Origin of the sequence: Paenibacillus sp. FSL F4-0243 (assembly GCF_037963295.1) — a bacterium.
Classification (GTDB): domain Bacteria; phylum Bacillota; class Bacilli; order Paenibacillales; family Paenibacillaceae; genus Paenibacillus_AQ.
Map to the genome: position 1 here is coordinate 1,587,035 of NZ_CP150151.1, position 24,294 is coordinate 1,611,328.

At 43.9% G+C, this 24,294-nt stretch carries 23 protein-coding genes; 18 read left to right on the forward strand and 5 right to left on the reverse strand.

Annotated features, from left to right (window positions below; genetic code table 11):
• Position 1: 1 nt before the first annotated feature.
• The 8 genes from uraD (at position 2) to NSS87_RS07230 (ending at position 8,733) form a co-directional block, all read left to right on the forward strand.
• A complete protein-coding gene (uraD, locus tag NSS87_RS07195; protein WP_076218310.1) occupies positions 2–514 on the forward strand; it encodes a 2-oxo-4-hydroxy-4-carboxy-5-ureidoimidazoline decarboxylase in 513 nt (170 codons plus the stop codon).
• A gap of 39 nt (positions 515–553) precedes the next feature.
• On the forward strand, positions 554–1,504 hold the full coding sequence (pucL, locus tag NSS87_RS07200; protein WP_339245888.1) for a factor-independent urate hydroxylase: 951 nt from the start codon (positions 554–556) through the stop codon (positions 1,502–1,504).
• Positions 1,504–1,878 (forward strand): hydroxyisourate hydrolase, encoded by a 375-nt coding sequence (gene uraH / locus NSS87_RS07205; RefSeq protein WP_339245890.1) that lies wholly within the window; start codon positions 1,504–1,506, stop codon positions 1,876–1,878. The genes pucL and uraH overlap by 1 nt, the downstream gene beginning before the upstream one ends.
• 33 nt (positions 1,879–1,911) lie before the next feature.
• Positions 1,912–3,306 (forward strand): allantoinase, encoded by a 1,395-nt coding sequence (locus NSS87_RS07210; RefSeq protein WP_339245893.1) that lies wholly within the window; start codon positions 1,912–1,914, stop codon positions 3,304–3,306.
• Complete coding sequence (gene allC / locus NSS87_RS07215; RefSeq protein WP_339245897.1) at positions 3,303–4,544, forward strand: allantoate deiminase; 1,242 nt, start codon at positions 3,303–3,305, stop codon at positions 4,542–4,544. The genes NSS87_RS07210 and allC overlap by 4 nt, the downstream gene beginning before the upstream one ends.
• Positions 4,545–4,677: 133 nt before the next feature.
• Positions 4,678–5,910, forward strand: a complete 1,233-nt coding sequence (locus tag NSS87_RS07220; RefSeq protein WP_339245899.1) for an alanine--glyoxylate aminotransferase family protein — start codon at positions 4,678–4,680, stop codon at positions 5,908–5,910.
• 231 nt (positions 5,911–6,141) lie between these two features.
• Entirely contained in the window at positions 6,142–7,959 is a 1,818-nt protein-coding gene (locus NSS87_RS07225; RefSeq protein WP_339245902.1) for an adenine deaminase C-terminal domain-containing protein, read from the forward strand.
• Between the two features lie 321 nt (positions 7,960–8,280).
• On the forward strand, positions 8,281–8,733 hold the full coding sequence (locus tag NSS87_RS07230; protein ID WP_042185792.1) for an IDEAL domain-containing protein: 453 nt from the start codon (positions 8,281–8,283) through the stop codon (positions 8,731–8,733).
• A 91-nt stretch (positions 8,734–8,824) separates the two neighbouring features.
• Here NSS87_RS07230 and hemH read toward each other — a convergent pair whose 3' ends face one another.
• Entirely contained in the window at positions 8,825–9,838 is a 1,014-nt protein-coding gene (gene hemH / locus NSS87_RS07235) for a ferrochelatase (protein ID WP_339245906.1), read from the reverse strand.
• Positions 9,839–10,330: 492 nt separating this feature from the next.
• Here hemH and NSS87_RS07240 point away from each other — a divergent pair, with 492 nt between their 5' ends.
• Both NSS87_RS07240 and NSS87_RS07245 read left to right on the forward strand, forming a co-directional pair.
• Entirely contained in the window at positions 10,331–12,622 is a 2,292-nt protein-coding gene (locus tag NSS87_RS07240) for an FMN-binding protein (RefSeq protein ID WP_339245908.1), read from the forward strand.
• A gap of 199 nt (positions 12,623–12,821) precedes the next feature.
• Positions 12,822–13,778: an HD domain-containing protein gene (locus NSS87_RS07245; RefSeq protein ID WP_042185798.1), complete on the forward strand. Its 957-nt coding sequence runs from the start codon at positions 12,822–12,824 to the stop codon at positions 13,776–13,778.
• 385 nt (positions 13,779–14,163) lie between these two features.
• On the opposite strand, the gene NSS87_RS07250 is transcribed toward NSS87_RS07245, so the two are convergent.
• On the reverse strand, positions 14,164–14,802 hold the full coding sequence (locus NSS87_RS07250) for a 3'-5' exonuclease (protein WP_339245911.1): 639 nt from the start codon (positions 14,800–14,802) through the stop codon (positions 14,164–14,166).
• 243 nt (positions 14,803–15,045) lie between these two features.
• Between NSS87_RS07250 and NSS87_RS07255 the strand changes: the two genes are divergently transcribed.
• Together NSS87_RS07255 and NSS87_RS07260 are read left to right on the forward strand one after the other, a co-directional pair.
• Positions 15,046–15,663 carry a DNA-3-methyladenine glycosylase 2 family protein gene (locus tag NSS87_RS07255; RefSeq protein WP_339245914.1) on the forward strand — a complete coding sequence of 206 codons (618 nt, stop codon included), beginning with the start codon at positions 15,046–15,048 and terminating at the stop codon, positions 15,661–15,663.
• A gap of 22 nt (positions 15,664–15,685) precedes the next feature.
• Positions 15,686–16,390, forward strand: coding sequence for a DNA alkylation repair protein (locus NSS87_RS07260; protein ID WP_339245917.1), 705 nt, complete (start codon positions 15,686–15,688; stop codon positions 16,388–16,390).
• 36 nt (positions 16,391–16,426) lie between these two features.
• Here the strand turns inward: NSS87_RS07260 and NSS87_RS07265 are convergent, their stop codons facing one another.
• Positions 16,427–17,104: a PspA/IM30 family protein gene (locus tag NSS87_RS07265; protein WP_339245919.1), complete on the reverse strand. Its 678-nt coding sequence runs from the start codon at positions 17,102–17,104 to the stop codon at positions 16,427–16,429.
• 47 nt (positions 17,105–17,151) lie between these two features.
• On the reverse strand, positions 17,152–17,370 hold the full coding sequence (locus NSS87_RS07270) for a PspC domain-containing protein (RefSeq protein ID WP_042185808.1): 219 nt from the start codon (positions 17,368–17,370) through the stop codon (positions 17,152–17,154).
• Between the two features lie 287 nt (positions 17,371–17,657).
• Between NSS87_RS07270 and NSS87_RS07275 the strand changes: the two genes are divergently transcribed.
• Entirely contained in the window at positions 17,658–18,071 is a 414-nt protein-coding gene (locus NSS87_RS07275) for a zinc ribbon domain-containing protein (protein ID WP_042185810.1), read from the forward strand.
• Positions 18,072–18,149: 78 nt separating this feature from the next.
• Here NSS87_RS07275 and NSS87_RS07280 read toward each other — a convergent pair whose 3' ends face one another.
• Positions 18,150–19,253, reverse strand: a complete 1,104-nt coding sequence (locus tag NSS87_RS07280; protein WP_339245923.1) for an endospore germination permease — start codon at positions 19,251–19,253, stop codon at positions 18,150–18,152.
• Positions 19,254–19,397: 144 nt separating this feature from the next.
• On the opposite strand from NSS87_RS07280, the gene NSS87_RS07285 reads away from it, so the two are divergent.
• From NSS87_RS07285 to NSS87_RS07305, 5 genes are all read left to right on the forward strand, one after another.
• Entirely contained in the window at positions 19,398–20,912 is a 1,515-nt protein-coding gene (locus NSS87_RS07285) for a spore germination protein (protein WP_339245926.1), read from the forward strand.
• Positions 20,909–22,132 (forward strand): Ger(x)C family spore germination protein, encoded by a 1,224-nt coding sequence (locus NSS87_RS07290; protein WP_339245929.1) that lies wholly within the window; start codon positions 20,909–20,911, stop codon positions 22,130–22,132. Before NSS87_RS07285 ends, NSS87_RS07290 begins: the two co-directional genes overlap by 4 nt.
• A 5-nt stretch (positions 22,133–22,137) precedes the next feature.
• Complete coding sequence (locus tag NSS87_RS07295; protein WP_042185817.1) at positions 22,138–22,368, forward strand: hypothetical protein; 231 nt, start codon at positions 22,138–22,140, stop codon at positions 22,366–22,368.
• 305 nt (positions 22,369–22,673) lie between these two features.
• Entirely contained in the window at positions 22,674–23,447 is a 774-nt protein-coding gene (locus NSS87_RS07300) for an SDR family NAD(P)-dependent oxidoreductase (RefSeq protein WP_042185818.1), read from the forward strand.
• A 468-nt stretch (positions 23,448–23,915) separates the two neighbouring features.
• Entirely contained in the window at positions 23,916–24,275 is a 360-nt protein-coding gene (locus NSS87_RS07305) for a hypothetical protein (RefSeq protein ID WP_042185820.1), read from the forward strand.
• The last annotated feature ends 19 nt before the right edge of the window (positions 24,276–24,294 follow it).

Below are 24,294 nucleotides of genomic sequence, written 5' to 3' on the forward strand. Positions count from 1 at the left end.
GATGGTCGTTTCTGAAGGCAGGTTTACGTTGGAAGAGATAAATGCCATGAGTATAACGGATTTTGTGAAGCATCTAGGCGGCATTTTTGAACATTCACCGTGGGTAGCAGAGGAGGCTTATAAGCAGATTCCGTTCCATTCTTTAGAGCATTTGCACAGCACAATGATGCAGACCGTACTGAATGCTGACCGGAGCCGAATGGAGGGACTATTAAAAGCTCACCCGGATTTGGCGACTAGGCTTCAAGTTACGGCTTTATCTGCCTCTGAGCAGCAGGGAGCTGGACTGGATCGGTTAACAACGGAAGAGTTCAATCTATTAAATGATCTGAATCGAAAGTATACGGACAAATTTCATTTCCCTTTTATTCTAGCTGTTCGTGGCAAAAACAAAGAAGACATTATCAGCGCCATTGGAGTGCGAGTTGAGCGTTCCCCTCAAGAGGAATGGGTTCAAGCCTTTTCTGAAGTCGGTACAATTACGAGATTTCGCCTAAGTGATTTAATTATTTAATTATTCATTCATTCATCATAAACGGGGAGGGTGTCAGCCATGCTGGAACCAATTAACGGACGTACAATGTTTTATGGAAAAAGTGATGTGCTAACTTATCGTACCTATGCTAAACCGCTGGCCGTTACCCCCGTTCCCGAATCTTCCTTCACGGGCTGCGACAACATTATATTCGCACATAATATTACATTCGCAGTCACGGGCGAAGCGTTTCTTCCTTCTTTCTCAGAGGGGGATAATTCCATGGTTGTTGCTACCGATTCTATGAAAAATTTCATCCTGCGCAATACCGCGGACTACACTGGAAGCACAACGGAGGGGCTACTGCAGCTTCTAAGCAGCCGTTTTCTCGATAAATACGATCATGTCACCGCAGTTTCAGTTTCCGCAGACCGGTTACCTTTTGAACAGGTGATGGTGCCCGGGGTTGAGGGGCTTAAACAGAGTCATTTAGTGCTGCGTCACTCCAATAATGAATCTTATTCGGCTTCCTTAACTATAAAACGTGGAGAGAATGGGACTGAGGTTATCGCTCATGAATGCCGATTGAAGGATTTACAGCTGATAAAAGTGAGTGGAAGCTCGTTTTATGGATTCGTCCGTGATGAGTACACAACATTGCCGGAGAGCTTTGACCGTCCGCTTTATATTTTTCTGAATATTAACTGGACCTACAGTGGTGTTGAGCATGCTCTGGATGGAGATCTCGGCCAATATGTGGCTGCGGAGCAGGTTCGTGATATCGCCCATAGCGCTTTTCATGAGCTGAACAGTCCATCAATCCAATCGTTGATTTATCAAATTGGGCTGCGCGTATTGTCCCGTTTTCCACAACTTGCTACCGTTTCGTTTGAGTCCAATAACCGGACTTGGGAAACCATTGTTGAGCCTGAAGAAACCAAAGGTGGAGTATTCACCGAACCTCGTCCACCTTATGGTTTTCAGGGCTTTTCTGTCAGCCGTGCAGATCTGGCCGGAGAGACAGCGTAATGAGCGGGCGTCTTACCACCCATGTGCTGGATCTGTCGCGGGGGATTCCTGCTACAGGTCTGACGCTTCAGCTCTGGAAGCTTACGGATGGAATCAGCAAGCTTCTGTGTGAAGAGGTTACGAACAATGACGGGAGGCTCAATGCTCCGCTGCTGGAAGGGAGAGAGATGGAGGCTGGATGTTACGAGCTGCTGTTTATGGTCGGCGATTACTACCGTAGAGCGGATGCCAAAGCGTCAGCAGATACTCAACGTGAGATGCCTTTTTTTCTAGAACAGATACCTATTCGCTTTCATATAGAGAGCTCCATGCAACACTACCATGTACCTTTGCTAGTAGCTCCTGGTGGGTATAGTACGTATCGGGGAAGTTAGGAGAAAGTTGACGACCGGAGGAGGTGGCAGCTCATGAAGGAATCCTATGAACTTGTGATTAAGAACGGGAATGTAGTGCTGCCCGATCAGGTACTCAAGCTGGATATTGCAGTATCAGAGGGTAAGATTGTCGCACTTGGAGAGGAGCTTTCGCTTGCGCCGCTGACCAAAGTCATCGACGCAGATGGGTTCTATGTCCTCCCCGGTATGATTGATATGCATGTCCACTTTAATGAACCAACGTTTGGACATTGGGAAGGCTTTCGCAGCGGTTCTGCGGCGTTGGCAGCTGGTGGCTGCACAACCTATGCAGATATGCCGCTTAACGGCAATCCACCTACTGTGAACGAGGCTGGGCTGCACCAGAAGGTGAATGCTGCGGCTGGAAACTCTGCCGTTGATTATGTGCTGTGGGGTGGGCTCGTGCCCGGCAATCTGGATGATTTAGAAGTTTTGGCAGCTGCTGGTGTCACTGGATTTAAAGCCTTTCTCTCCAACCCCGGAGGGGAGGGCGAAGGCAGATTCCGTGAAGTGGATGAGGATACACTCTATCAAGGGATGCAGCGAATCGCTTCTTTGGGCGGGATTCTGGCGCTTCATGCAGAAAGTGAGGCTATCACGGCGGTGTTGACCGCAGATGCAGTGCGAAATGGCAGAAGCAGCGCAAGTGATTTTGCGGCTTGCCGCCCAGCTGAAGCAGAGCTGGAGGCAGTGTCGAGGGCACTGCTGTACAGTGAACGTACGGGCTGCCGGTTGCATTTTGTTCATATCAGCACGGCCGCCGCCATTGAGAAAATCTATGAAGCTAAGCTTCGAGGTCTGGACGTTTCGGCAGAAACCTGTCCACATTATCTGGTCCTCACTGAAAATGATATGAAGGCTTTAGGCCCTGTGGCGAAGTGTGCGCCTCCGCTGCGAAGTGCGGTGGAGCAGGAGAAGTTATGGGAGATGCTGGCCCAAGGCAAAATCGATCTGATTGCTTCGGATCATTCCCCCTGTCCAACGGAATTGAAGGTGAAGCCGGACTTGTCTTTTTTTGCAGCATGGGGTGGGATCTCGGGTGCGCAGAGCAGTCTGGAGCTTATGTTCCATGAAGGCGTGAATGTGCGGGGTTTGGATGTTACATTAATTTCCAGTATGCTTGCAGGGCAACCCGCAAAACGTTTTGGAATAGAGCATCGCAAAGGCGCTATAGCTCTAGGTCTAGATGCCGATCTAGTTCTGATGAATCCAAGCACAACCTATACGCTGACTGCGGAGGATTTATTGTATCGCCACAAGCACAGCCCCTACATCGGAAAAACTTTATCCTGCAAAGTAGTTGCTACGATCTGTCGCGGGAATGTGATCTATACCTCTGAAGAAGGGGTGATCAGTGAGGGAGGTGGACAGTGGCTGCGAATTAGGAAGGAGCAGTACAGCCTATGAATGATTCCAGAGTTCAAGCGTCGACTCAGAAACTGCTGGAGCTGCTGGAGGAGCTGGCGGCATTCAGCACACCTGGGCCAGGAGTTACTAGACTGCTATATACGGAGGAATGGAGCCGGGCGCAGATTTTTTTGCAGGAAAAAATGGCTGGGCTCGGCTTAGAAGTTTCCATAGACAAGGTTGGCAATGTATATGGACGATTGAGTGGACGCAATCCGCAGCAAAAGGTTATTTTAACCGGATCGCATATTGATACTGTAGTCAATGGCGGAAAATATGATGGTGCGTATGGGATCGCTGCGGCTATGATTGCGCTTCAAGATTTGCAGAGGAACTTTGGCCAGCCGCAGCGGACGCTTGAGGTCGTATCTTTTTGTGAAGAAGAGGGGAGCCGATTTCCGCTTGCTTATTGGGGTTCGGGCCATGTCACGGAAAGGTATGACGGAAGCGAGGCCGAGACCTGTATAGATGCAGAGGGAGTGACATTACAGGTAGCAATGACGGAATCCAGCTTTTTGCAAGGTGTAACAGATGAGAATGGAGCCAGAAATGATATTGGCGCTTTTGTAGAGCTGCACATTGAGCAGGGAATTATTCTGGAGAAAACAGATACGCAGATAGGCGTAGTTCAGGGGATTGTTGGACAGAGACGCTATATGGTCAAGGTCAGTGGTATTGCTAATCATGCGGGCACGACACCGATGTTTATGCGGCAGGATGCACTGGCTAGTGCGGTTGAAATGCTGTACGTGCTTGAAAGTGCTGCTAAAACGGCTGGTGAACCTCTTGTAGCAACCTCGGGTAAGTTTGAGGTGTATCCGAATACGCCAAATGTGATCCCGGGTGAGGTTCTTTTTACATTAGATATCCGCCATAGTGAAGAGGACGAACTGGAACGTTTCTGTGAGAAGCTTCTTGCGGAATGTAATGAAATTGCCGTTAAACGTGGGGTGACTCTTGAGGTTACATCCGTGCTCCACACAGTCCCTGCGCCTATGGATACGAAGCTATCTACAATGCTGGAAAATATTTGCCGCCAACAGGGGAAGACGTACCGCATGATGGTAAGTGGAGCGGGACATGACGCCCAGCTGTTTGCGCCGCGTTGCCCTACTGCGATGATTTTTGTACCCAGTCGTGCGGGCATCAGCCATTCACCGGAAGAGTATACAACCCCCGAGCAGCTTGCGGCTGGGCTTGAGGTTCTGACTGCGATGTTATATGAGTTAGCTTATTAAAAAGAGTTCGCAGAACTTTAAAATATAAGGAAGTATATGTTTTACTCTATACTTTATCCTTATATTTCTCGCTGAAACGGAGCCCGTCCCTTAAAGGACGGCATAGCCGTTTCTACTTGAAGGGAGGATCATCATGAAGCGTTACGAAGATTTGTCGCCATCCCTGCGCTGCATTATGACTCCGGGTCCGGTGGAGGTTGATCCGCGTGTCCTGCGGGCGATGTCTTTTCCGGTGTTGGGTCAGTTTGATCCAGAGTTCACCTCTATTATGAATGAAACGATGGAAATGCTGCGTGAGCTGTTCGCTACCCGAAATGCATGGGCTTACCCTATAGATGGGACCTCTCGCGCTGGTATTGAGGCGGTGATGGTCAGCTTAATCCTGCCGGGGGAACGTGTGCTGATTCCGATCTTTGGCCGCTTCGGACACCTGCTTCATGAGATTGCCGAACGTTGTGGCGCTGAGGTATTCGTTCTGGAAAAGCCATGGGGAAGCGTGTTTAAACCGGAGGAAGTGATAGCGGCTATGGAGACTTTTAAGCCAAATGTGGTAGCGATGGTGCATGGTGAGACCTCTACAGGACGGGTGCAGCCACTCGCGGAAATTGGCAGAGCCTGCCGCCGAATGGATGCTCTTTTCATAGTTGACGCAGTTGCAACTCTTGGGGGCATTCCTGTCGAAACGGATGCTTGGATGCTGGATGCGGTCGTAGGAGGTACACAGAAATGCCTGTCCGTCCCCTCCGGTATGGCACCAATAACATATAATGACCGCGCTGAGGCTAAGCTTATGTCCCGTAAACGAGTAGAACGTGGGATTAGAATCAGCGATGTTCAGCCTGGTGAGTTGTCTTTTGTCCGCAGCAACTATTTCGATCTTGGCATGCTTCAGGATTATTGGAGCCCGCAACGTCTCAATCATCATACAGAGATGACCTCTATGCTCTATGCACTTCGGGAGGGCTTGCGACTTGCGCTTGAAGAAGGAATGGATGCCAGATTCGCCAGACATCAGCTCCATGAAAAGGCACTTATAGCTGGATTAACAGCGATGGGGCTTGAACTTTACGGGGAGCCCTCCTGCAAACTTACCGTTGTTACCTGTGTGCTGATTCCTGAGGGCATAGACGGGGAATCTGTACGCACGCTGCTGCTGGAGCGGTTCGGCATTGAAATTGCCAGCTCCTTTGGACCTCTGAAAGGAAAGATTTGGCGCATTGGCACGATGGGATTTAGCTGCCGTACGAATAATGTGCTGCGTTTGCTTGGAGCTTTGGAAGCAGCGTTGCTGCGACACGGATTTGAAGTTTTTTACGGACTTGGTGTTCAAGCGGCACTTGACGTATATGAGGAAAACGTAAGATAATCGTTGGAATAGATGCTGGCGGGTGAGTTCATACCAGGGGCATGTCCGGAGTGTTGGACAATCTTTGGATTAAGAAAACGGCTATCATCTACAGGGATGACGGAGCCGTTTTTTCGTACAATATCAGATTTGCCAACTATGATATCAACACAGCCGATGGTTAAGCAATCCTCTATTATTATGAATCTATTCACTACATCAAGAACGCACTTGGATACTAACGGGGGAGAGATGAAAATGACAACTTTTACAAGAAAGCCTTTAGCAGATTGTGTACCTGAGCTTGTGGCTACGGCAAGAGGAGATAAACCGGCAACACTAGTAATTACAGGTGGAAAGCTGGTTAATGTATGCTCTGGTGAAATTTTAGAAGGAATGTCTGTTGGTATACAAGGTGGACGTATCGCTTATGTTGGTAAAGATGTGACACATATGATTGGTGAAGGAACGCAGGTCATTGAGGCGAACGGTAAGTATATAGCTCCGGGACTACTCGATGGCCATTGTCATATTGAGAGCACACAGCTGACCGTTACTGAATTCTCCCGTGCGGTTCTGCCGCTGGGTACAACAGGTGGTTTCTTTGATGCTCATGAGATTGCTAATGTATTTGGGCTGAAGGGGATTCAATTGATGCTCGATGAGATGCGGGGAACACCGTTAGCGGCTTACATGCAGGTGGCTTCTTGTGTGCCTGCGGCAGGTGCGGAATTCGAGACAACGGGAGCTTCTATTGGACCAGAAGAAGTGGCAGAAGCCTTTACTTGGGGACCCGATGTGATTGCGCTGGGTGAAGTGATGAATTTTCCTGGCGTTGTTTATGGCGATGAGAAAATGCTTGGCGAAATTCAAGCTACGCTGCGGGCAGGCAGATTTGTAGATGGTCATTTCACATGGCCTTCCAGCGACTGGAGACTGCCCGTGTATGCTGCGGCAGGGGTGACTGGCGATCATGAGTGTGTGACGGCAGACGATGTGATTGAGCGCGTTAGACTGGGGATGTATGCCAAAATGCGCCGGGGTTCCGCTTGGCATGATGTGGCTAAAACAATTACGGCCCATACAGAACACGGCATAGATACACGCCGAATGATGCTGGTAACGGATGACCGTAGTTCGGAATCCTTACGAGATGAAGGGCATATGAATTTCGTCCTGCGTGATGCTATTGCTCAAGGTGTTAAGCCTATATCGGCTATCCAAATGGCTACCATTAATACTGCTGAACGCTTTGGTTTAGCGCGGGATATCGGATCTATTACTCCGGGTTCTTTTGCAGATATCATTCTTTTAGACGGGAATTTGGCGGATATTAATGTAGTGCTGACAATTGCCGCAGGTGTAGTAGTTGCGGAGAACGGAGTAATGACGGCAGAGCTTGCTAAATTCACTTATCCGGAGGAAGTGTTGGCTTCGGTTCATTTGCCACAGCGTCCTACTTCAGAAGATTTCATCATTGCTGCTCCAATTCAAACAGGTGAACTTACTACAAGAGTTATTAAAGTAAGAGAAAATCATGTGGAGACTATTGAGCGTATGGTTTCGATACCTGTAGTGGAGGGGCGACTGGATGTAAATGCTATAGAAGGTTTGTGCAAAATCGCAGTGCTCGAACGTCATAAAGGTACAGGCAATAAATCAGTGGCCGTTGTCGAAGGCATTGGATTTAAAGAGCCGGCTGCCATTGCAATGACGGTTGCTCACGATAGTCATAATGTACTCGTCATCGGCAATGATGATGAGTTAATGGCTAAAGCTGCAAATGCGGTGGCGGATGCCCAGGGTGGTGTTTGCATGATCACATCCAGTGGGGAAACATTATTCCCGTTGGCTATTGCAGGTCTAATGTCCACGGAACCCTTCGAAATTGCTGCTGCAAAATCAGCTGCGATCAGCAAAGCGCTATATGATGCTGGCTGTACTTTGAACTACGCATTTATGACTTTATCGCTGCTTGCATTGGCGGTTATCCCGACGCTACGCATCACGGATAAAGGACTTGTTCGGATCTCGCCTGAAGGAATACAGTTAGTGCCATTGTTTGTTTAAGTAAAGTTAACTGATTAATAACTAGGCAAAAGACTGTTTTGAGGTCGATGATGACCATTCAGAACAGTTTTTTGTTGTGAAAATAAGAAAGACTAATTTTTTAAATATAAATATTAAACAGATGGACAAAGATTGAAACATTTTTCTGTGGAATTAATGAAAAAATATTAACAAAGCGTAGTCAGTTGACGATAATAATGTTAAATTAGATAAAAATTAAAGTGATTGGATAGAGTTAATTTTACATTATTGGCATTAACGAAATTATAGATATCATCAGGTTTCAGGTAACCCAACTAAGAGGGACGAGGTGCATGAGAGATGATCAGACTAGAAACGCAAGACATTCTGAATATTAGCATGAAGCAAATTGCTACTATTTTTAAAATGAAGCCGCTTGAGCTGAGATTTGTCACTGATTTTCAGGGTGAGAAATATCTCTTAACCAATGATAAGCTACACCTCAGCAATCAGCAGTACTGGGCGAAGGTTATGGAATGTGTCTTTGATGATCATGTTAGACCTGTGCTAATGTGTGAGGTGTTATATTTCCTGCGTAACGAATTTCTGGAAAGTGATATCAAGATATGCTTCTCTTATGATTATGCAGAGGATGGGAATGGAGAAGCCACTGCAACCGCTGAAGTATCTTTTAATGATTCAGCTGATTTGCAGCCGAGTGAGATTGCCGAGCTGATCGACTTTGCATTGACCTTACAGGACAAGCAATGGTTCCATGAACTCACTACTAAATATAAGCAGCTTACAGCATAAGCATCTTAGTGACCCTTAGATCTTATGAACGGACATAACAAACCGTCTTATCTCTTCAGAGAATATCTGCGGACAAGACGGTTTTTTTGTATTACCAGCCCATGGCATTTCGTTCAACATGCTGAGTTAAAAAATGAAGCCAGTCCTCATGATTATTCAAGCAGGGGATTGCAGTGAAGTCTTCAGCATGTCCTCCTCCAGCCTCAAATTGCTCGCGCCCTTCTATGGCTAGCTCGTGCAGCGTTTCCAGACAATCCGTTACAAGTCCCGGTGAGAAAATCAAAGGTTTATGAATTCCACGTCCCGCTAGCTTTCCCAAAACATCTGCTGTAGAGGGACCTACCCATTCTTCGCGTCCGAAGCGTGATTGAAAAGTAAGCTGCCAGCGTTCAGGCTCCCAATTCATAGCTGAAGCGAGAAGACGCGCAGTTTCCATACATTGCTCCGGATAGGGATCGCCTGTATCTGCATATCGTTTGGGGATCCCGTGAAAGGTCAGTACGAAAAAATCAGGATTAGAGCTCAGAAGTTCTATTTGCTGCAGTAAATGCGACTTCATGGCTGAAATATAACCGGGTTCATTATAATAAGCATCCATAAATCTGAGAGCAGGAATAAGGCGCTTTGTTACCGGTCCAGTGGAGCTTTGGCGTCCTAGTGCAGCAAAACTCGCTTGATCGAAGACAGATGCCGTCGTAGTGGACGAATATTGCGGGAATAGCGGCACAATGATGATGCGTGTGACTCCGTTAGCTTCCAATGCGCTCATCGCTTGTTCCATACTTGGTTCGCTATATGCTAAGCCAAGCTCTACTTGATACCGTGAGCCTAGAAGCGCTTGCAAACCAGATCGCTGAGCTAATGAGTGGAAGAGTAAAGGTGAGCCTTCTGTTGTCCAGATTTGTCTGTACAGCTCAGCCGACCGCCGAGGACGTGTACGCAGAATAACGCCTCGCAGCAAAGGCTGCCAGAGCATTGGTGAATAATCTATGATTCGGCGGTCGGATAAAAAACGTTTCAGATAAGGACGTACCGCCTTTGCAGTAGGTGCAGTAGGTGTGCCAATTTGGGCGAGAATAACTCCAATAGGTGGCTGTTTGTTCAAAGCATTGAACTCCTTTCCCATGTTAGAGATCGTTCTAAAATAACATATCTATTCTTGGATACACAATAATCGAGATCACGTTATCTACTTTGAGAATCGGAAGTGGGTGTATTTGTTTGGAAAAAATATTGAAAAATCACATTTATGAGCAAATAGTGATGTTTCTTATAGGGTATGTGATTTTAGATACAGAGGAATTGCGGAAAAGTTTGGTAGTATCAAACCAGAAATTGATTGAAAAAGCGCCTTCATTTTTTTCTAATATTATATGTGAATTATTTCACCTTTGATGCGATTTATTGTAAAAAGGAATGAATAGATATAAGGCATTATTTTTTTGGAAAGTGATGGTTCGCGCATAGGCATGAGAGGGGGGATGGGTTCTTATGAAGAGAGATGTAATGCTTCATAAGAAGAGAAGGGGCGCCGTGAAAGGTAAGTTTGGTTAAGAAAAGCTATATATCACTGGGGACTTGGTAAAGGAGAATTTTATTGAAAAAACTAATTTCTTTAACGGTTAGCGCGGCAATATTGTTAGCGCCATTTGCTTACACACTTAATGTGCCTGCTTTGAACTTGAAGGTGGATGCAGTATCCGCAGCTTCTGAAGAAGCGGATGCACCAGCAGCTAAACCAACAGCAAAACCAGCAGCAACAGCAAAACCAGTAGCAACACCAAAAGCAACAGCAAAACCAGTAGCAACACCAAAGCCAACAGCAAAACCAGTAGCAACACCGAAGCCAACAGCAAAACCAGTAGCAACACCAAAGGCAACAGCGGCACCAGCAGCAACGACAAAACCAGCTACAACGCCAAAAGCAACCGCTGCTCCAGCGGCTACAGTAGTTCCAGCAGCGACTGTTAAGCCTGTGCCTACAGCATTGCCGGTTACAGTTAAGGAAAATGTATATCAAGATGGAGTTTACGTAGCGTATGGCGATGCTTACTCCAAAGGTACCGAAGGCGCTAAGATCGAAATTAAAGATGGAAAAATTACTAGCATTGATCTCCTGAGAACCAGCCCTAAGCTGATCGACAGAGATGCTCGTAACAATTACAGCGCTTTATGGCAAGCTTATGGATTGATGGAGAATAAATTGATTGGCAAGACAAGAGATGGAGCAGCAGCAGTAGACGCTGTTTCGGGAGCAACACGCTCTAGTAATGGATGGAAATTGTCTGTAGACAGAGCGTTTGAAAGAGCTCTAACAGTGAAAGATACAGATGCAGTTTACTTTGATGGTGTTCATATGGGCATAGATCCTACAGGTAAATATGCAGTATTTGCAACCTACGAATCCAATAAGCTCACAGCTGTTAAAGTGTACCCGCTGAACAGTGCTGGTGATTTCGTGGATGAGAAGGCCTACACAGCTGAGCAATCCGCAGCAGTTGCAGCTATAACACCAGCATTGCTGGCTAAAGGAACAGCTGCAGAGCCTGTTGCAGGACTCGAAGCCGACTTTAAGGCTGCGATTAATGCTTTCTGGGATGCTGAGCAGAATGCAAAGATTAACAATACTTCTGCTTATGTAGACGGATTCTATTCCTCTTATGGGACTGCAAGAAGTGTTGGTGTTGAAAGAGCTGACATCGTGATCCGCAACGGTAAGCTAGTGGATGTGAAGCTGTTCAGACTTGGGAACAACCTCATTGACAGAGGTGCAACGGCTTATGCAGAAGTTGTAAAAGCTAATGCTCCGATGACAGCTAAGTTGCTTGCTAATGGATCTTACTTCGCTAACTATGATGAGAAAGTAGATGGAATTTCTGGCGCTACAGAAAGCAGTCACGGTTGGAACCAAGCCGTAGAAAGAGCTTTCGAAAAAGCACTGAAAGTTCCAGATGAAGTTAAATATTTTGACGGAAAATTCGCAGGTGTAGATAACCAATCTAAAGTATTACTGCTTATTGATGTTGCTTCAGATGCAGTTACAAACATTAAATTAAGCTTGTTCGGAGCTGACGGCAAGCTGATCGCTGATGACAAACTAAGTGCAGAACAAAAATCGCTGGTGGGTACACTTACTTCAGGATTACTTGAAAAAGGTGTGCAAATGTCCGATATCACAGGTCAAGAAGAGCTATCCGCAGCTGCCAAAGCTGCTCTGACTGATGCTTTGACTAACGCATCCAAAGTTCAAGGAACCTACAAAGACGGGACCTTCACTGCATTTGGTGATGCCTATGATAAAGGGACTAACAGAGCAGACGTTACACTGCGTAACGGTAAGATCGTAAATGTTGCTTTGTATCGTGTAGGAATGAATCTTGTGGATAGAGGGAAAGCTGCTTACCCAGAGGTGGTAAAAGCAATTCCGCAATTGACTTCTAGCTTCCTTGCAGCAGGTACTAGAGAAGCTGTGCAAGATGTAGACGCTGTTTCCGGTGCAACTAGTAGTAGTGTAGCTCTCAAGACTGCGGTGGATAGAGCATACGGGAAAGCTGAAATTGTTGAAGCTAACAAAGCGGCTTACTTCGATGGAATCTTCATTGGTGTAAGTGCTGATAAGCTTGTAATTGTTATGACGTATGTAGAACATGGTGTTCCTGTTAAAATGCTCGTTTACTATTTAGATAAAAACGGAAGTACAAGAACGGTCAACCAGTTGACTGACGCTGAGCTGGCTGTGAAGAGCGAGATTGAGTCGACTTCAACGGGCTATAGCTTACACAAGTATGGATATCGCGCAGCAGCCTTCGGAAATAATGATGCTGAGAAAGAAGTATCTGCTAAAGTGGTAGAAGCTATTAAATCAGCGCTTGAATCCGCTGGTAAATAAGCAATTTTTAATCAATAGTTAATCTATAAAGGGGGTTATTCTAGAGCCATATTACGGCCTGTGGAGTAACCTCCTTTATCTACCTGTACATAAAAATGAAAATAGATCGTATAGTGATTTAAAGGGATTTTGGACGTGAGTGTCTAAAGTTTAATATAGAGAGCAGGTACAAAGCCTGTTATTAATAGGAGGCTTCAACATGACACAAATTAAACAGCTCGCTCCACAGGATGAATTTGTTGGCTTTTATCTCTTAAGAGAGCTAGCGATCAAACAAACGAACGGTACTCCTCCAAAGGATTATTTCGACCTAGTCTTGGGAGATTCCAGTGGACAATTGTCCGCGAAATATTGGGATGCCAGCACAACCGATAAAGAAACTTTTTTTCCTATGGCACTGGTGAAGGTTCGTGGGATTGCGCACACTTATCGTGAGAAATTGCAAATCAAAGTAACCAAAATCAGATTGGTGAACGATGAGGATGGCGTTGCGCTAACGGATTTTATTCGCTCCGCTCCTATTCGTCCAGTAGACCTTATTCATACGATTAAAGGGGTTATGGCAAGCATCACAGATCCGGAGATTGCCTCGATTGTCTCCTTTTGTGTAAGCAAAGTGGAAGAGAAATTGATGCATTATCCGGCTGCCAAAACGCATCACCATGCTTATTTTGCCGGACTTGCTTATCATATGGTTCGCATGCTGGAGATCGGGGATTTTCTGTGCAAGCAGCGTCCGTTCTTGAATCCAGATTTAATGAAGGCTGGAATTATTCTGCATGATATCGCGAAGCCGGAGGAGATGATCTCTCAGCTCGGAATTGTCTCAGAATATAGCGTTCAGGGTAAGTTGATTGGTCATATCTCGATGGCATCTAATTGGATTACAGAAGCGGCCATCCGCTTAGACATTGATTTGAATTCGGAGAAGGTTCTGGCGTTACAGCATCTCGTATTATCACACCATAACCTGGGTGAATGGGGCAGTCCTGTTCAGCCGCAAACGGCTGAGGCCGTAGCGCTGCATCATATTGATGCGATGGATGCGAAGCTGCAGATGGTCGAGGATGCGCTGGATACCACACCAGAAACGGAAGAATGGACGCCATTCATCAGAGGACTGGAGAATAAAGCAGTTTATCGGATGAAGATCTAGCGTGTTGTGTTGATCTTGGTTGGTGATCTGGATGAACCGATGGGATGTTCACTGATCACTGATAAAATATACGGAATTCTTCCCTATAATTAGCACGGTAAGGGGCTATTTGAAGTCATTATACGGAATTTCTCCTTATAATTTTTATGAAATGCTTCATTTACACCCGAACCTTATGAATTATAGGGATAAATTCCCTATAACTCTATCGTATAGAGCGTAAATGTAGAATTACAGGGAGCTATTCCCTATAATGACCAGCAAGGTCAGATTTCTTCGTAGTGAATGAATCGACTTGTATGCTATATTCCTCCATCTATGCAAAACACCCAACCAGCTGTAATGAGCCTGTTGGGTGTTTTTTGCTAAATAACTTAATAGTTTCTTACAAATAGAAGTTTTTCGTTCTTTGATTGTTCACAGGTTTCTTAGCAGGTTTACTCTTTCGAGCAGAAAAAGGAGTGTATCCACCAGCAAACATTGTTCCGCTAGTATATCCTTGGCTGCTGGAGAGCAAAAGCGGGTCAAGGTGTGATTCTCGCTCCATAAGCATTAATAGAACCAAGGCAGCTGCGCGCGCGTCATCGAGAGCGTCATGGTGCTTAAGCTCAATTCCGAAATGCTCGGAGACTACATTAAGTTTATGAGAGGGAAGCTCGGGCAGCATTTTTTTGCCTAGTAAATAAGTACATAAGTATTGACAGCTCGGATAGCTTATGGACATCCCATCGAGGCAATACCGCAGTACACTCATATCAAAAGCGGCATTGTGCGCTACAACGATTCGTCCGTGCAGCAAAGGTTCAACGGTGGGCCACAATTCGTGGAAAGTAGGCTGACCGATTACCATGGAGGGGGTGATGCCATGTATCGAAATGTTCATGCCGTCAAACCGCTGTTGCGGATCGATCAGCCAAGAATGTTCTGCCGTGATTACGCCATCTTTAACTTCCACAAGTCCCAAAGCACAGGCGCTGGATCGACTGGAATTCGCCGTTTCAAAGTCAATTGCTATAAAGTCCATTCGTAAAGCTCCTCATCTATCATATATACATTCATATTAAAGTAGTAAAATGATAAATACAATCTAGTACAAGTTACATATAGTAGTTGAGTAAAAATATGAATTCCCGCCATAACCATCTACCCGAGTAGAAGTGTTGTGGCTTTTTCAAGTTTCGTTATCTTGTTATCCTATTCAAGAATCCGTACACTGCAAAATAGATGTTGTATATTATTGTTAAGCTCAGATACGGGAGGAAATACTTTGGGAGCTGTAATCACTAAATTTTTTGAATATGGGCAAGCAGAAATCGATTACCTCGGAAGTGTGGACCCAGTGCTAGGTGCGGCGATGGCGCGAATGGGGAAAGTGGAACGTGTGATTATTCCGGATCTTTTCACTGCACTTATCTATGCCATAGTAGGTCAGCTAATATCAGTCAAAGCGGTTCGAACTATCTGGACAAGAATGCAGGTTCAATTCAGAGAAATAACTCCGCAGCAGCTAGCTATACACACAGCAGATGAGATTCAGGGTTGCGGTATGACGATGAAAAAGGCGGTTTGTATTCATGACATTTCCAAGCTGATTGCTGATGGAGAGTTTAAGCTGGAGGAATTATATGGATTGTCCGATCAAGAGGTTATTCAAAGACTCATGAAGTTAAAAGGTATTGGTAAGTGGACAGCAGAGATGATGTTAATTAATTGTATGGAGCGCCCAGATGTAGTCAGTTGGGGAGATATCGCCATTCGTCGCGGCATGATGAAGCTGTATGGGCTTGATACGCTTACCAAAAAGCAATTCGAACAATACCGTCTCAGGTACTCACCACATGGTTCGGTAGCTTCCATATATTTATGGGAGATTTCATTTCAATAATTAATACGTAGGGAGCACTATAGTGGACAAAACAATAAAGGAACAGCTAGTGGAGTTGGCAGATGCGGACTACCAGAAGTTTTCTGCGGCTTTACTTCCGACGATCGATAATGTGATAGGAGTCAGGCTACCGGAGCTGCGTAAACTCGCCAAAACCATTGCAAAGGGTGACTGGAGAGCCTATTTGGAGCACGCCGACTCTGATTTTTTTGAAGAGGTAATGCTGCAAGGTATGGTACTTGGTTATGTGAAGGCAGATCCTGAAGAAATTCTGCATTATATTGCGGACTTTATTCCTAAAATCGATAACTGGTCGGTATGTGATAGCTTTTGCACAGGGCTGAAGTTTACCTTGAAGAATAAAGAACAGATGTGGGACTTTATAGTGCCATATCTGTTATCTGACAAAGAATATGAGATTCGATTTGCGGTAGTAATGATGCTTAATTTCTTTATTGAAGAAGCGTACATCAGTCGGATTCTACAACTACTCGATAAGGTTAGACATGAGGGGTATTATGTGAAAATGGCGGTTTCTTGGGCGCTATCGATGTGTTATGTTAAGCTGCCTGCGGCTACGATAGATTATTTGAGAACTAACACTTTAGATGATTTCACCTATAACAAAGCTTTGCAGAAAATCACAGAGTCTTACCGAGTAGATCCGGAATCGAAAAAAATAATTCGCGGGATGAAGAGGAATAGAAAAAACAAGCCCCTTATATAGCTCAGTAGCTGAGAAATAAGGGACCTGTTATTATATTTATTTTTTGTCGGTATTGATTTTCCGGTTGCGGATACGTTCAATTTCATCATCAACAGCACTACGTAGGTTGGGGTCAATGGACGAGCCTGTGCCTGAGTTGGATTTATACTTGGAGTTTTCCGCCAGAGCTTCCCACTCGAAAATTTTCTCTTCCATTCGTTCAAAGCCACGTGAAGCGTTACCCACATTCGGTCCTTTTACACTGTTGCTATGAGGAGCCGAGCTTAGTGTTTCTGTAGCTTGCTGGGCACGAGCGATAAGCTCAGTTCTTTTCGCTTTAAGATGTTCGCGCTCTTCTTTAGCTCTAGCGATGTTGATCTCCAGCTCTGCCAGGGATTGCTGAGTTTGTGCCTGACTATTGATGCTCTCATCCAGCTGTTCTGTATATCGCAGCTTGGCCATGAGTGCAAGGCGTGCTCTTTCTTCATTTCCTTGCTCAACCGCCTGAACGGCTTCAGCTTCGCTTTGCTCTATCAGCTGAGTATATTCTTGCTTACGGCGTTCCAATACACTCGCTGTAACTTTTAAATCACGTTCATTGCGTTCTGCCGTAGCTATTTCGTTCTCAAGATCGCGTAGATACTGACCCGTCAGTAGCACTGGGTTTTCTAATTTGTTCAGACCTTCATGTAGGGCAGCTTTAGTAAGGGTGGAAATTCTTTTGAATAAACTCATGTTATATCTCTCCTTAGTATGTTTGATTGGTATGAAAGGACGATCTGTTAATAGAAATCATGTCCATCCGAAAAGCTGCCAAAAGGTTCTTTAGGGACGATGATGCTGGCGATAAAGTAAAAGATAAGTACGGTACCGAAGCTGAAAAGTGCTGCAGCAACCGTTACGAGACGGAGAATTGTGGCATCGATGCCTGACCAACTGGCAAGACCTCCGCATACACCACTAATCTTCTGGTCACTTCTGGAACGATATAATTTTTTCATTTATTATTGTCATCCTCTCTAATGGGGGTAATTGTGTTTAAATCTTGCAACCCGCTTGCTTATGTACTCATTGTATAGCCTTTCTGAATGCGGCAAAACAGCCTGAAGGCGGTTTTATATACCAGACCTGAGTCGAGGTACGTTCCCGCAGGAAGGCGGGGGAAATAAGTTCATGAATGTGGATGAACTACAAATCCCGGTTGAAGTTAGGTACAATAAAGAGAGGAATACTTGTGGTGGTGTCGAAATATGCTTATATATGACTACTACGGAATAGGGGGCTGAACATGAGCTTTTTTAACAAGGTAAAGGCAGGCGTGAGCGAGGCTGGCAATAAAGCAAAGACAGTGGTGGAGATCAATCGTTTGAAATTACAGAACAACAGCAAGCAGAATGACATTGACCAGCAGTATCAGGTAATGGGTAAACTGTTGTTTGAAGCTGTAACACAAGGAGCAGGACCATTGCCGAGTGAGCAGATCGAGAAGAATATTTCCCGTATTCTTGAACTGAAATCGGAGATTGAGGTTAATCTGCAACAAATTGCGGGGTTGTCTGATGTGAAGCAGTGTAAAGCATGCGGTGGCAATGTGGCAATCGAGGCTCGCTTTTGTCCGAGTTGTGGATCAACTTTTGAAGTGTCAAATGAACCTATTCGTGATGTAACACCATCGTCGATTACATTGGATAAGAAGGAATAAATCTACTGCATGTAAGAAATTCATGAACAAAAGGACAGCTCAATAGCTGTCCTTTTTTATTTTTAGGAGAGAGGTCGTTTAAACCTTGGCAGCAAAACGTTTCTTAAAATAATACACAATTAGCAACATAAGCGGCAGAACAAATGCACAGGTGAAATCCCAATCTACCCAGTAGGCGGGGATTTCCTTTACATAAAAAATGATGTCTTTGGCAATCAGTTGTGACATACCAAATAACAAAAATCCAGTGGGTAGGATCAGAGGACGGTGGCTTTTGAGTTTAAATAACTGGGCTGTACCTAATGTTAAAGCATAGTAATAAATGGCTGTTTTGAAGTACGTGCTGATAATCCATGCAGTAGCCATAAGCGCTTCAATACGTTGCAGGGAATTAGCAATATTAATTTTTTGAGCAAGAATATAAGCGGCATAAAATTGATGTTCAGAAGCGTAAACACCAAGAACGGTAAGGGAAAAAAATAAGATGAGGTTAAGTCCGAGAGCTCCGATGATCAGGGCTATGAAAATATCCCGGCTTGTTTTGCTATTCTTCTGAGCATAAGGATATACCATAAGAAACACGCATAATTCACCAAAAGGATAAAAAACACCATACATCAAAGTATGGAGCATGTCCGGTACTGGTGTGTTCATAATGGGGTATAAACGTTCCATTTTGACATCGGGAGTCAGCAGAAGCAGCAGACCGATCAAAAAAATTGCAAACAAAGGGAAAAAAAGCTGAGCTGCCCGTCCCAATGTTTCCAGACCCAGTCGTACACCATATACCAGCAGGAAAATGGCCATAAAACGGATAACCCCACCGGGTGTCTTCTCGTAAATCTGTGTACACATGAAATCTTCAATTTCTCTTATGTAAGTGGAAGCGGCAATCAGGAAGAACACTAAATAGAACAAGGCTACAGCAGTTCCGGCCCATTTTCCTAGAATTTGTAGGCTAAGCTCGATAATATTCTTGTTTGGTTCAATGTCTGCTAAGCAGAGCAACAGTTTTATGGTCGCTAGGCCCAAGGGAATACTAATCAAAGCAGCAATCCATGCATCTTGTTTCGCTCCTGATATCATTAACGCTGGATACACAAGCGCCATATCCCCAATAAATGTGAATAGCCCGAGTATAATCATTTGATTGGTACTAATTCGATCTTTCTCCAAACTCATATACCCCCTCAAATTTATTGGACTAGTTTTAGTATGGTTGTAGTTACCAGAATTATGCCATTCCGAATTTTAATCAGAAAGGAATAATTATCAAAATTAACATCAAACTATACTCATTAATCTAAGTGAAGTGGAGGCTACATCGTGAAAAGTTCGGAGACGGGTACACTATCAAAGCGATTGAAAACCAATATTGATCAGTTGAACGGATTGCTGGGCGGAAGTTCTGATGTAGTGATAAAAGAGTTGCAGATAGAAGAAAATACTAATATTTCTTTGATTTACATAGATGGTCTTGTGGATACTCAGGTACTGCATAATTCAATTTTGTATTCTTTGCAGGAACATATTCCTTATGAACAGCTGGGAAAGCTTGAGCCCGAGCAGAAGATTGAGATTATTAAGAAACAGATATTAATAGCCGGTGATCTAACCGTTATCGTTGATTACAGCCAATTCGTACACGAATTGCTGTCCGGTAGTGTAATGCTGCTACTCGATGGGACATCCACCACTCTCCGGATCGGCTTACCAGGCTGGGAAGATCGCAATGTAGGGGAGCCCAGTTCCCAATCGGTTGTTCGAGGTCCAATGGAAGGATTCACTGAGAATTTACGGACGAATACGGCACTGGTTCGGCGGAAAATAAAAGATAGCCATTTATGGCTGGAAACCGTTCAGATCGGAAGGGTAACTCAAACCAGCGTATCCATTATGTATCTAAGCAACATCGCGAATAAGGAGTTGGTGCAAGAAGTTAAACGCCGTCTGAATAAAATTGATACGGACAGTATTCTCGAGAGTGGATATATTGAAGAATTTATTCAAGAGACGGTATTTACACCATTTCCTACCGTATACAACAGTGATCGTCCAGATACGATTGCAGCAGGTATTTTGGAAGGAAAAGTGGCCATTATTGTTGATGGAACTCCTTTTGTACTTTTGGTACCCACATTTTTTGTAGCATTTTTTCAGTCTGCTGAGGATTATTACCAAAGGGCCGATATTGGAACATTGCTGAGATTAGTTCGTTTTATTTCGTTTTTTATCACTTTGCTTGCACCTTCATTGTATGTTGCGATTACTACGTATCATCAGGAGATGATACCGACCAATCTTGTAATTAGTTTAGCTGCCCAGCGGGAAAGTGTCCCTTTTCCTGCTTTTGTCGAGGCGCTGATCATGGAAATGACTTATGAGATTTTGCGGGAGGCCGGGGTGCGGATACCTAAAAATATTGGACAGGCAATTTCCATTGTCGGAACGTTGGTGATTGGACAAGCAGCGGTTGCAGCGGGTTTTATTTCATCTGCAATGGTCATTATTGTATCGCTTACAGCCATTTCTAGCTTTGTTATTCCGGAGACAGGAATGTCAATAGCTGCGCGGATGATCCGTTTTGTGCTTATAGCTTTGGCCGGATTTATCGGATTATATGGAATTCTATTCGGTATTTTTATCATCGTACTGCATTTGTCGAGTTTGCGTTCTTTCGGAATGCCTTATATGAGTCCGCTCGGACCTTATAATTCAAAAGACTTAAAAGACTCTATCTTTCGCTTTCCGTGGCCTTTTTTAAAGACAAGACCTGCTGAGAACAAGACGCAGAACCTATTTCGTCAAAGCACATCCAGTGATGAGGAATCGACACAATGAATAAAAAATTAGTTAGAGGCGCTCTCCGATTGATGATAGCTCTCCAATTTACTTTAGTGCTAAATGGTTGTTGGGAAAGAAAGGAGCTAAATGAAGTAGCCTTTGTTCTGGGGATAGGGATCGACAAGGCTGAAACTGGTTATACAGTTTCGATGCAAGTCGTTATTCCATCTGCGATTTCCTCACAATCGAATGGAGGAGGGGGAGGCACTGGAGTCCCAGTGGTTGTTTATAAATTTACGGTACCTACGTTTTATGATGCACAACGTATGTTGAATTTGGATAGTTCCAGGACGAGTTATCTTGGTCATATCCGGGTGTTAGTGATTGGAGAGGAACTTGCACGCTCCGGAGTGGGCGAGATACTCGACGTATTTAAAAGAAGTCGGGAAGCTCGAATGGATTTCTACGTCATGGTTGCCAGAGATACAACCGCCAGCGATGTCTTGAATGTCCTTACACCTATGGATAAATTACCAGCGAACAAATTATTTAGTTCCCTAGATAATTCTTATAAAGATTCAGCAAAAACAGTCGCTGTCACGCTGGATGATTTTATTGAAAATTTATTGGCTGAAGGTGAACATCCTGTACTGACCGGAGTGGAAGTTATGGGAGATCCCAAAGAGGGGGGAGATAAAAGCAATGTAGAGCGAACAATGCCTAAGGCGAGATTGGAATACCATACTGTAGCTGTGTTCAAAAAAGACAAACTGATCGGTTGGCTAAACGAGGGTGAAACGATTGGTTACAATTATATCAATGATAAGGTAACCTCACATTCTGGCGCGATAGCAGGGGAAGACGGAAAGCCTATTGTTATCGAAGCGATCCAGGCTTCAACCAAACGCAAAGTGAAAATTATTGATGGGGAGCCGCATATTTACCTTGACGTTAAGACGCTTTGCAACATTGAAGAAGTGCAAAGTACAGAAAATTTGGAATCGGAAAGCACCATAAAACGTTTGGAAAAGGAAACAGAGGAACGGATTATAGAGCGGATGCAAAACACTGTGGAGCAAGTAACTAATCGCTTCAATGTTGATATTATGGGATTTGGACAATCGATCTACCATGCCAGTCCTAAAGCCTGGACAAAGCTACAGCAAAAAAAAGGCGACGATTACCTTAAATCATTGCCCATCCATTATAGTGCCTCAGTAGTTATTAACCGCGTAGGTCTCACAGATAATTCTTTTCTTGAAAAAATCAAGGAGTGAGTCGAATGGTGTTATTGTTTTTTTTGGTGCTTGCTGTAGGTTGTATGGCACTTGATTTGCCTAAATTAGTGCGAAAGCGCCGAGTACGTGATCTTAGCGTATATTTTATATTTTGGATTTTGGGACTTGGCGCGACCGTATGTGCGTTGTTAAAATTGAACATCCCGAGTCCTCTGTTTCTGATTATTCTTATCTATAAGCCAATAAATAATTTATTTGGAGTATGGTTTCATTAACAACGACGGATTTACAAATTATCAAACCCCTTAGAATAAGCATCGGATAAAACTTCTGGTTTATCTGATGAAATTCTAAGGGGTGTTTTTTTTTTATGGCGATCAAAACCAAATTCTCAATTGTTGTAAAAACAGATTAAAATATTCATTGCTATATACAATTAAATACAATAAAGTTGTCATATAGAGGATAATTTTGTCGATTTTTCTGCAAAAATGTTCCAATCCATATTGCATCAGGCGATATTAGGGTCTATGAGGTTCGAATCCTCCTCCTGAAAAAGACATAAGAAAGTGGTGCGCATATGAGTAGCAACAGATTTGAGAACAAAGTAGTTATTATTACAGGTGCAGGTACCGGAATCGGAAAAGCTACAGCCTTAAGAGTAGCAAGAGAGGGCGGTATTGTAGTAGTTGCCAATCGATCAGATGCCGGCGCTAACACAGTTGAGGAAATTAAGGCTCTAGGTGGGGAAGCGATGTTTGTTCGGTCAGATGTTTCTCTCGAAGCAGACTGCAAAAATATCGTAGATCAAACATTAGCGGCTTATGGAAAAATTGATTGCCTATATAATAACTCAGCAATTACAGGAGACAATACGGATGTTATAGACTATGATCCGTTGTTGTTTCAAAAAGTGATTCAGACAAATCTCACTAGCCAATTCTACATGTTGCATTATACATTACCTCATATGAAATCTGGAGCTTCCGTTCTAAACTGCTCCTCTTTGCATGGTATTTTTATCGGGATGGCCAATGATGCAGCTTATTCAGCAAGTAAACATGCTATTGTGGGGATGACTAAATCGGTTGCCAAAGAAGTGGGTCACCGTAACATTAGAGTAAATGCCCTTTGCCCAGGACCTATCCCTACACCAACCATGAACAGATATGAAAAGCTGTTGTCTGATGATGTAGAGATGCTTCAATCTCTTATCGCTTCTGGAACGGCTCTGGGTAGATACGGTACGCCTGAGGAAGTAGCTGCGTTTGCATGCTTCCTACTAAGTGATGAGGCTTCGTTTATTACAGGTACAGCACATGTGATTGACGGGGGCTATTCCGCAACAAAGTAATCACGGATTGATTTACTTATATAACAACTAATATATAGTATTAAAGGCTTTGCGGCGTATTCTGATTCCAAAAACCTGAAGGATGACTGGATTGGAATCGGAAGTCGCACGCAGAGCCTTTTTTAGTTGTCTAAAAAAAATAGATTCTTCGTATGTTGGCAAATTGAATGGCTGCAAGAGACAGCAGATACACAAAAATGAATGAATTAAGGAAAATATGACCATGGATATGTTGGAATTTGTAGAAATTTGTATTTTAATATAAATAAAAAAAGAAATTTGTCGATAATAATATAGGTAATATGTATTAGTTAATATTCTAGAAAGGGTGTTGTTATAAAAACGATACAGGAAGTAGATGTCGTCGCCCTGAAAAAGCATGGGGCGGGTATTTTTTGTCTGTGAAGTTACATACATTTCATCTCTATTATTAAAAAAATAACGTTAAAACTTGGAGGAAAAATAATTATGTCATACACAATTAAGTACAACCAAAATGAGAACCATATCGATGTAGTATCTATTGATTTTTCAGCTGAAGATGTTCCAGGATACCTGAAAGATTTTGAAAATATCATGAAGCTTGTTAAACCTAAATTTACAGGAACAACTGATGTAACTGATTCTAAAAGTGTACTTACTCCTGAGGTTGCAGCTATGCTAGCCCCTACAGGTGCTATGGCGAGTGAAGCTGGTCAAGCAGGATGGGCTTATGTAACTAAAAACCCAATTTGGAAGATGCAATTGAAACGTATTTTTGGTAGAGATTTTGCAGATGCTTACGATACCTACGAAGAAGCTAGAACATACCTGAAAAGCTTGCAATAATCTAATCCTACAGTTAGCA

Excerpts from the sequence above, each read along its gene's own strand:
- uraD (WP_076218310.1), top strand. The coding sequence starts at position 2 with ATGGTCGTTTCTGAAGGCAGGTTTACGTTGGAAGAGATAAATGCCATG.
- pucL (WP_339245888.1), top strand. The coding sequence starts at position 554 with ATGCTGGAACCAATTAACGGACGTACAATGTTTTATGGAAAAAGTGAT.
- uraH (WP_339245890.1), top strand. The coding sequence starts at position 1,504 with ATGAGCGGGCGTCTTACCACCCATGTGCTGGATCTGTCGCGGGGGATT.
- NSS87_RS07210 (WP_339245893.1), top strand. The coding sequence starts at position 1,912 with ATGAAGGAATCCTATGAACTTGTGATTAAGAACGGGAATGTAGTGCTG.
- allC (WP_339245897.1), top strand. The coding sequence starts at position 3,303 with ATGAATGATTCCAGAGTTCAAGCGTCGACTCAGAAACTGCTGGAGCTG.
- NSS87_RS07220 (WP_339245899.1), top strand. The coding sequence starts at position 4,678 with ATGAAGCGTTACGAAGATTTGTCGCCATCCCTGCGCTGCATTATGACT.
- NSS87_RS07225 (WP_339245902.1), top strand. The coding sequence starts at position 6,142 with ATGAAAATGACAACTTTTACAAGAAAGCCTTTAGCAGATTGTGTACCT.
- NSS87_RS07230 (WP_042185792.1), top strand. The coding sequence starts at position 8,281 with ATGATCAGACTAGAAACGCAAGACATTCTGAATATTAGCATGAAGCAA.
- NSS87_RS07245 (WP_042185798.1), top strand. The coding sequence starts at position 12,822 with ATGACACAAATTAAACAGCTCGCTCCACAGGATGAATTTGTTGGCTTT.
- NSS87_RS07250 (WP_339245911.1), bottom strand. The coding sequence starts at position 14,802 with ATGGACTTTATAGCAATTGACTTTGAAACGGCGAATTCCAGTCGATCC.
- NSS87_RS07265 (WP_339245919.1), bottom strand. The coding sequence starts at position 17,104 with ATGAGTTTATTCAAAAGAATTTCCACCCTTACTAAAGCTGCCCTACAT.
- NSS87_RS07270 (WP_042185808.1), bottom strand. The coding sequence starts at position 17,370 with ATGAAAAAATTATATCGTTCCAGAAGTGACCAGAAGATTAGTGGTGTA.
- NSS87_RS07275 (WP_042185810.1), top strand. The coding sequence starts at position 17,658 with ATGAGCTTTTTTAACAAGGTAAAGGCAGGCGTGAGCGAGGCTGGCAAT.
- NSS87_RS07280 (WP_339245923.1), bottom strand. The coding sequence starts at position 19,253 with ATGAGTTTGGAGAAAGATCGAATTAGTACCAATCAAATGATTATACTC.
- NSS87_RS07290 (WP_339245929.1), top strand. The coding sequence starts at position 20,909 with ATGAATAAAAAATTAGTTAGAGGCGCTCTCCGATTGATGATAGCTCTC.
- NSS87_RS07295 (WP_042185817.1), top strand. The coding sequence starts at position 22,138 with ATGGTGTTATTGTTTTTTTTGGTGCTTGCTGTAGGTTGTATGGCACTT.
- NSS87_RS07300 (WP_042185818.1), top strand. The coding sequence starts at position 22,674 with ATGAGTAGCAACAGATTTGAGAACAAAGTAGTTATTATTACAGGTGCA.
- NSS87_RS07305 (WP_042185820.1), top strand. The coding sequence starts at position 23,916 with ATGTCATACACAATTAAGTACAACCAAAATGAGAACCATATCGATGTA.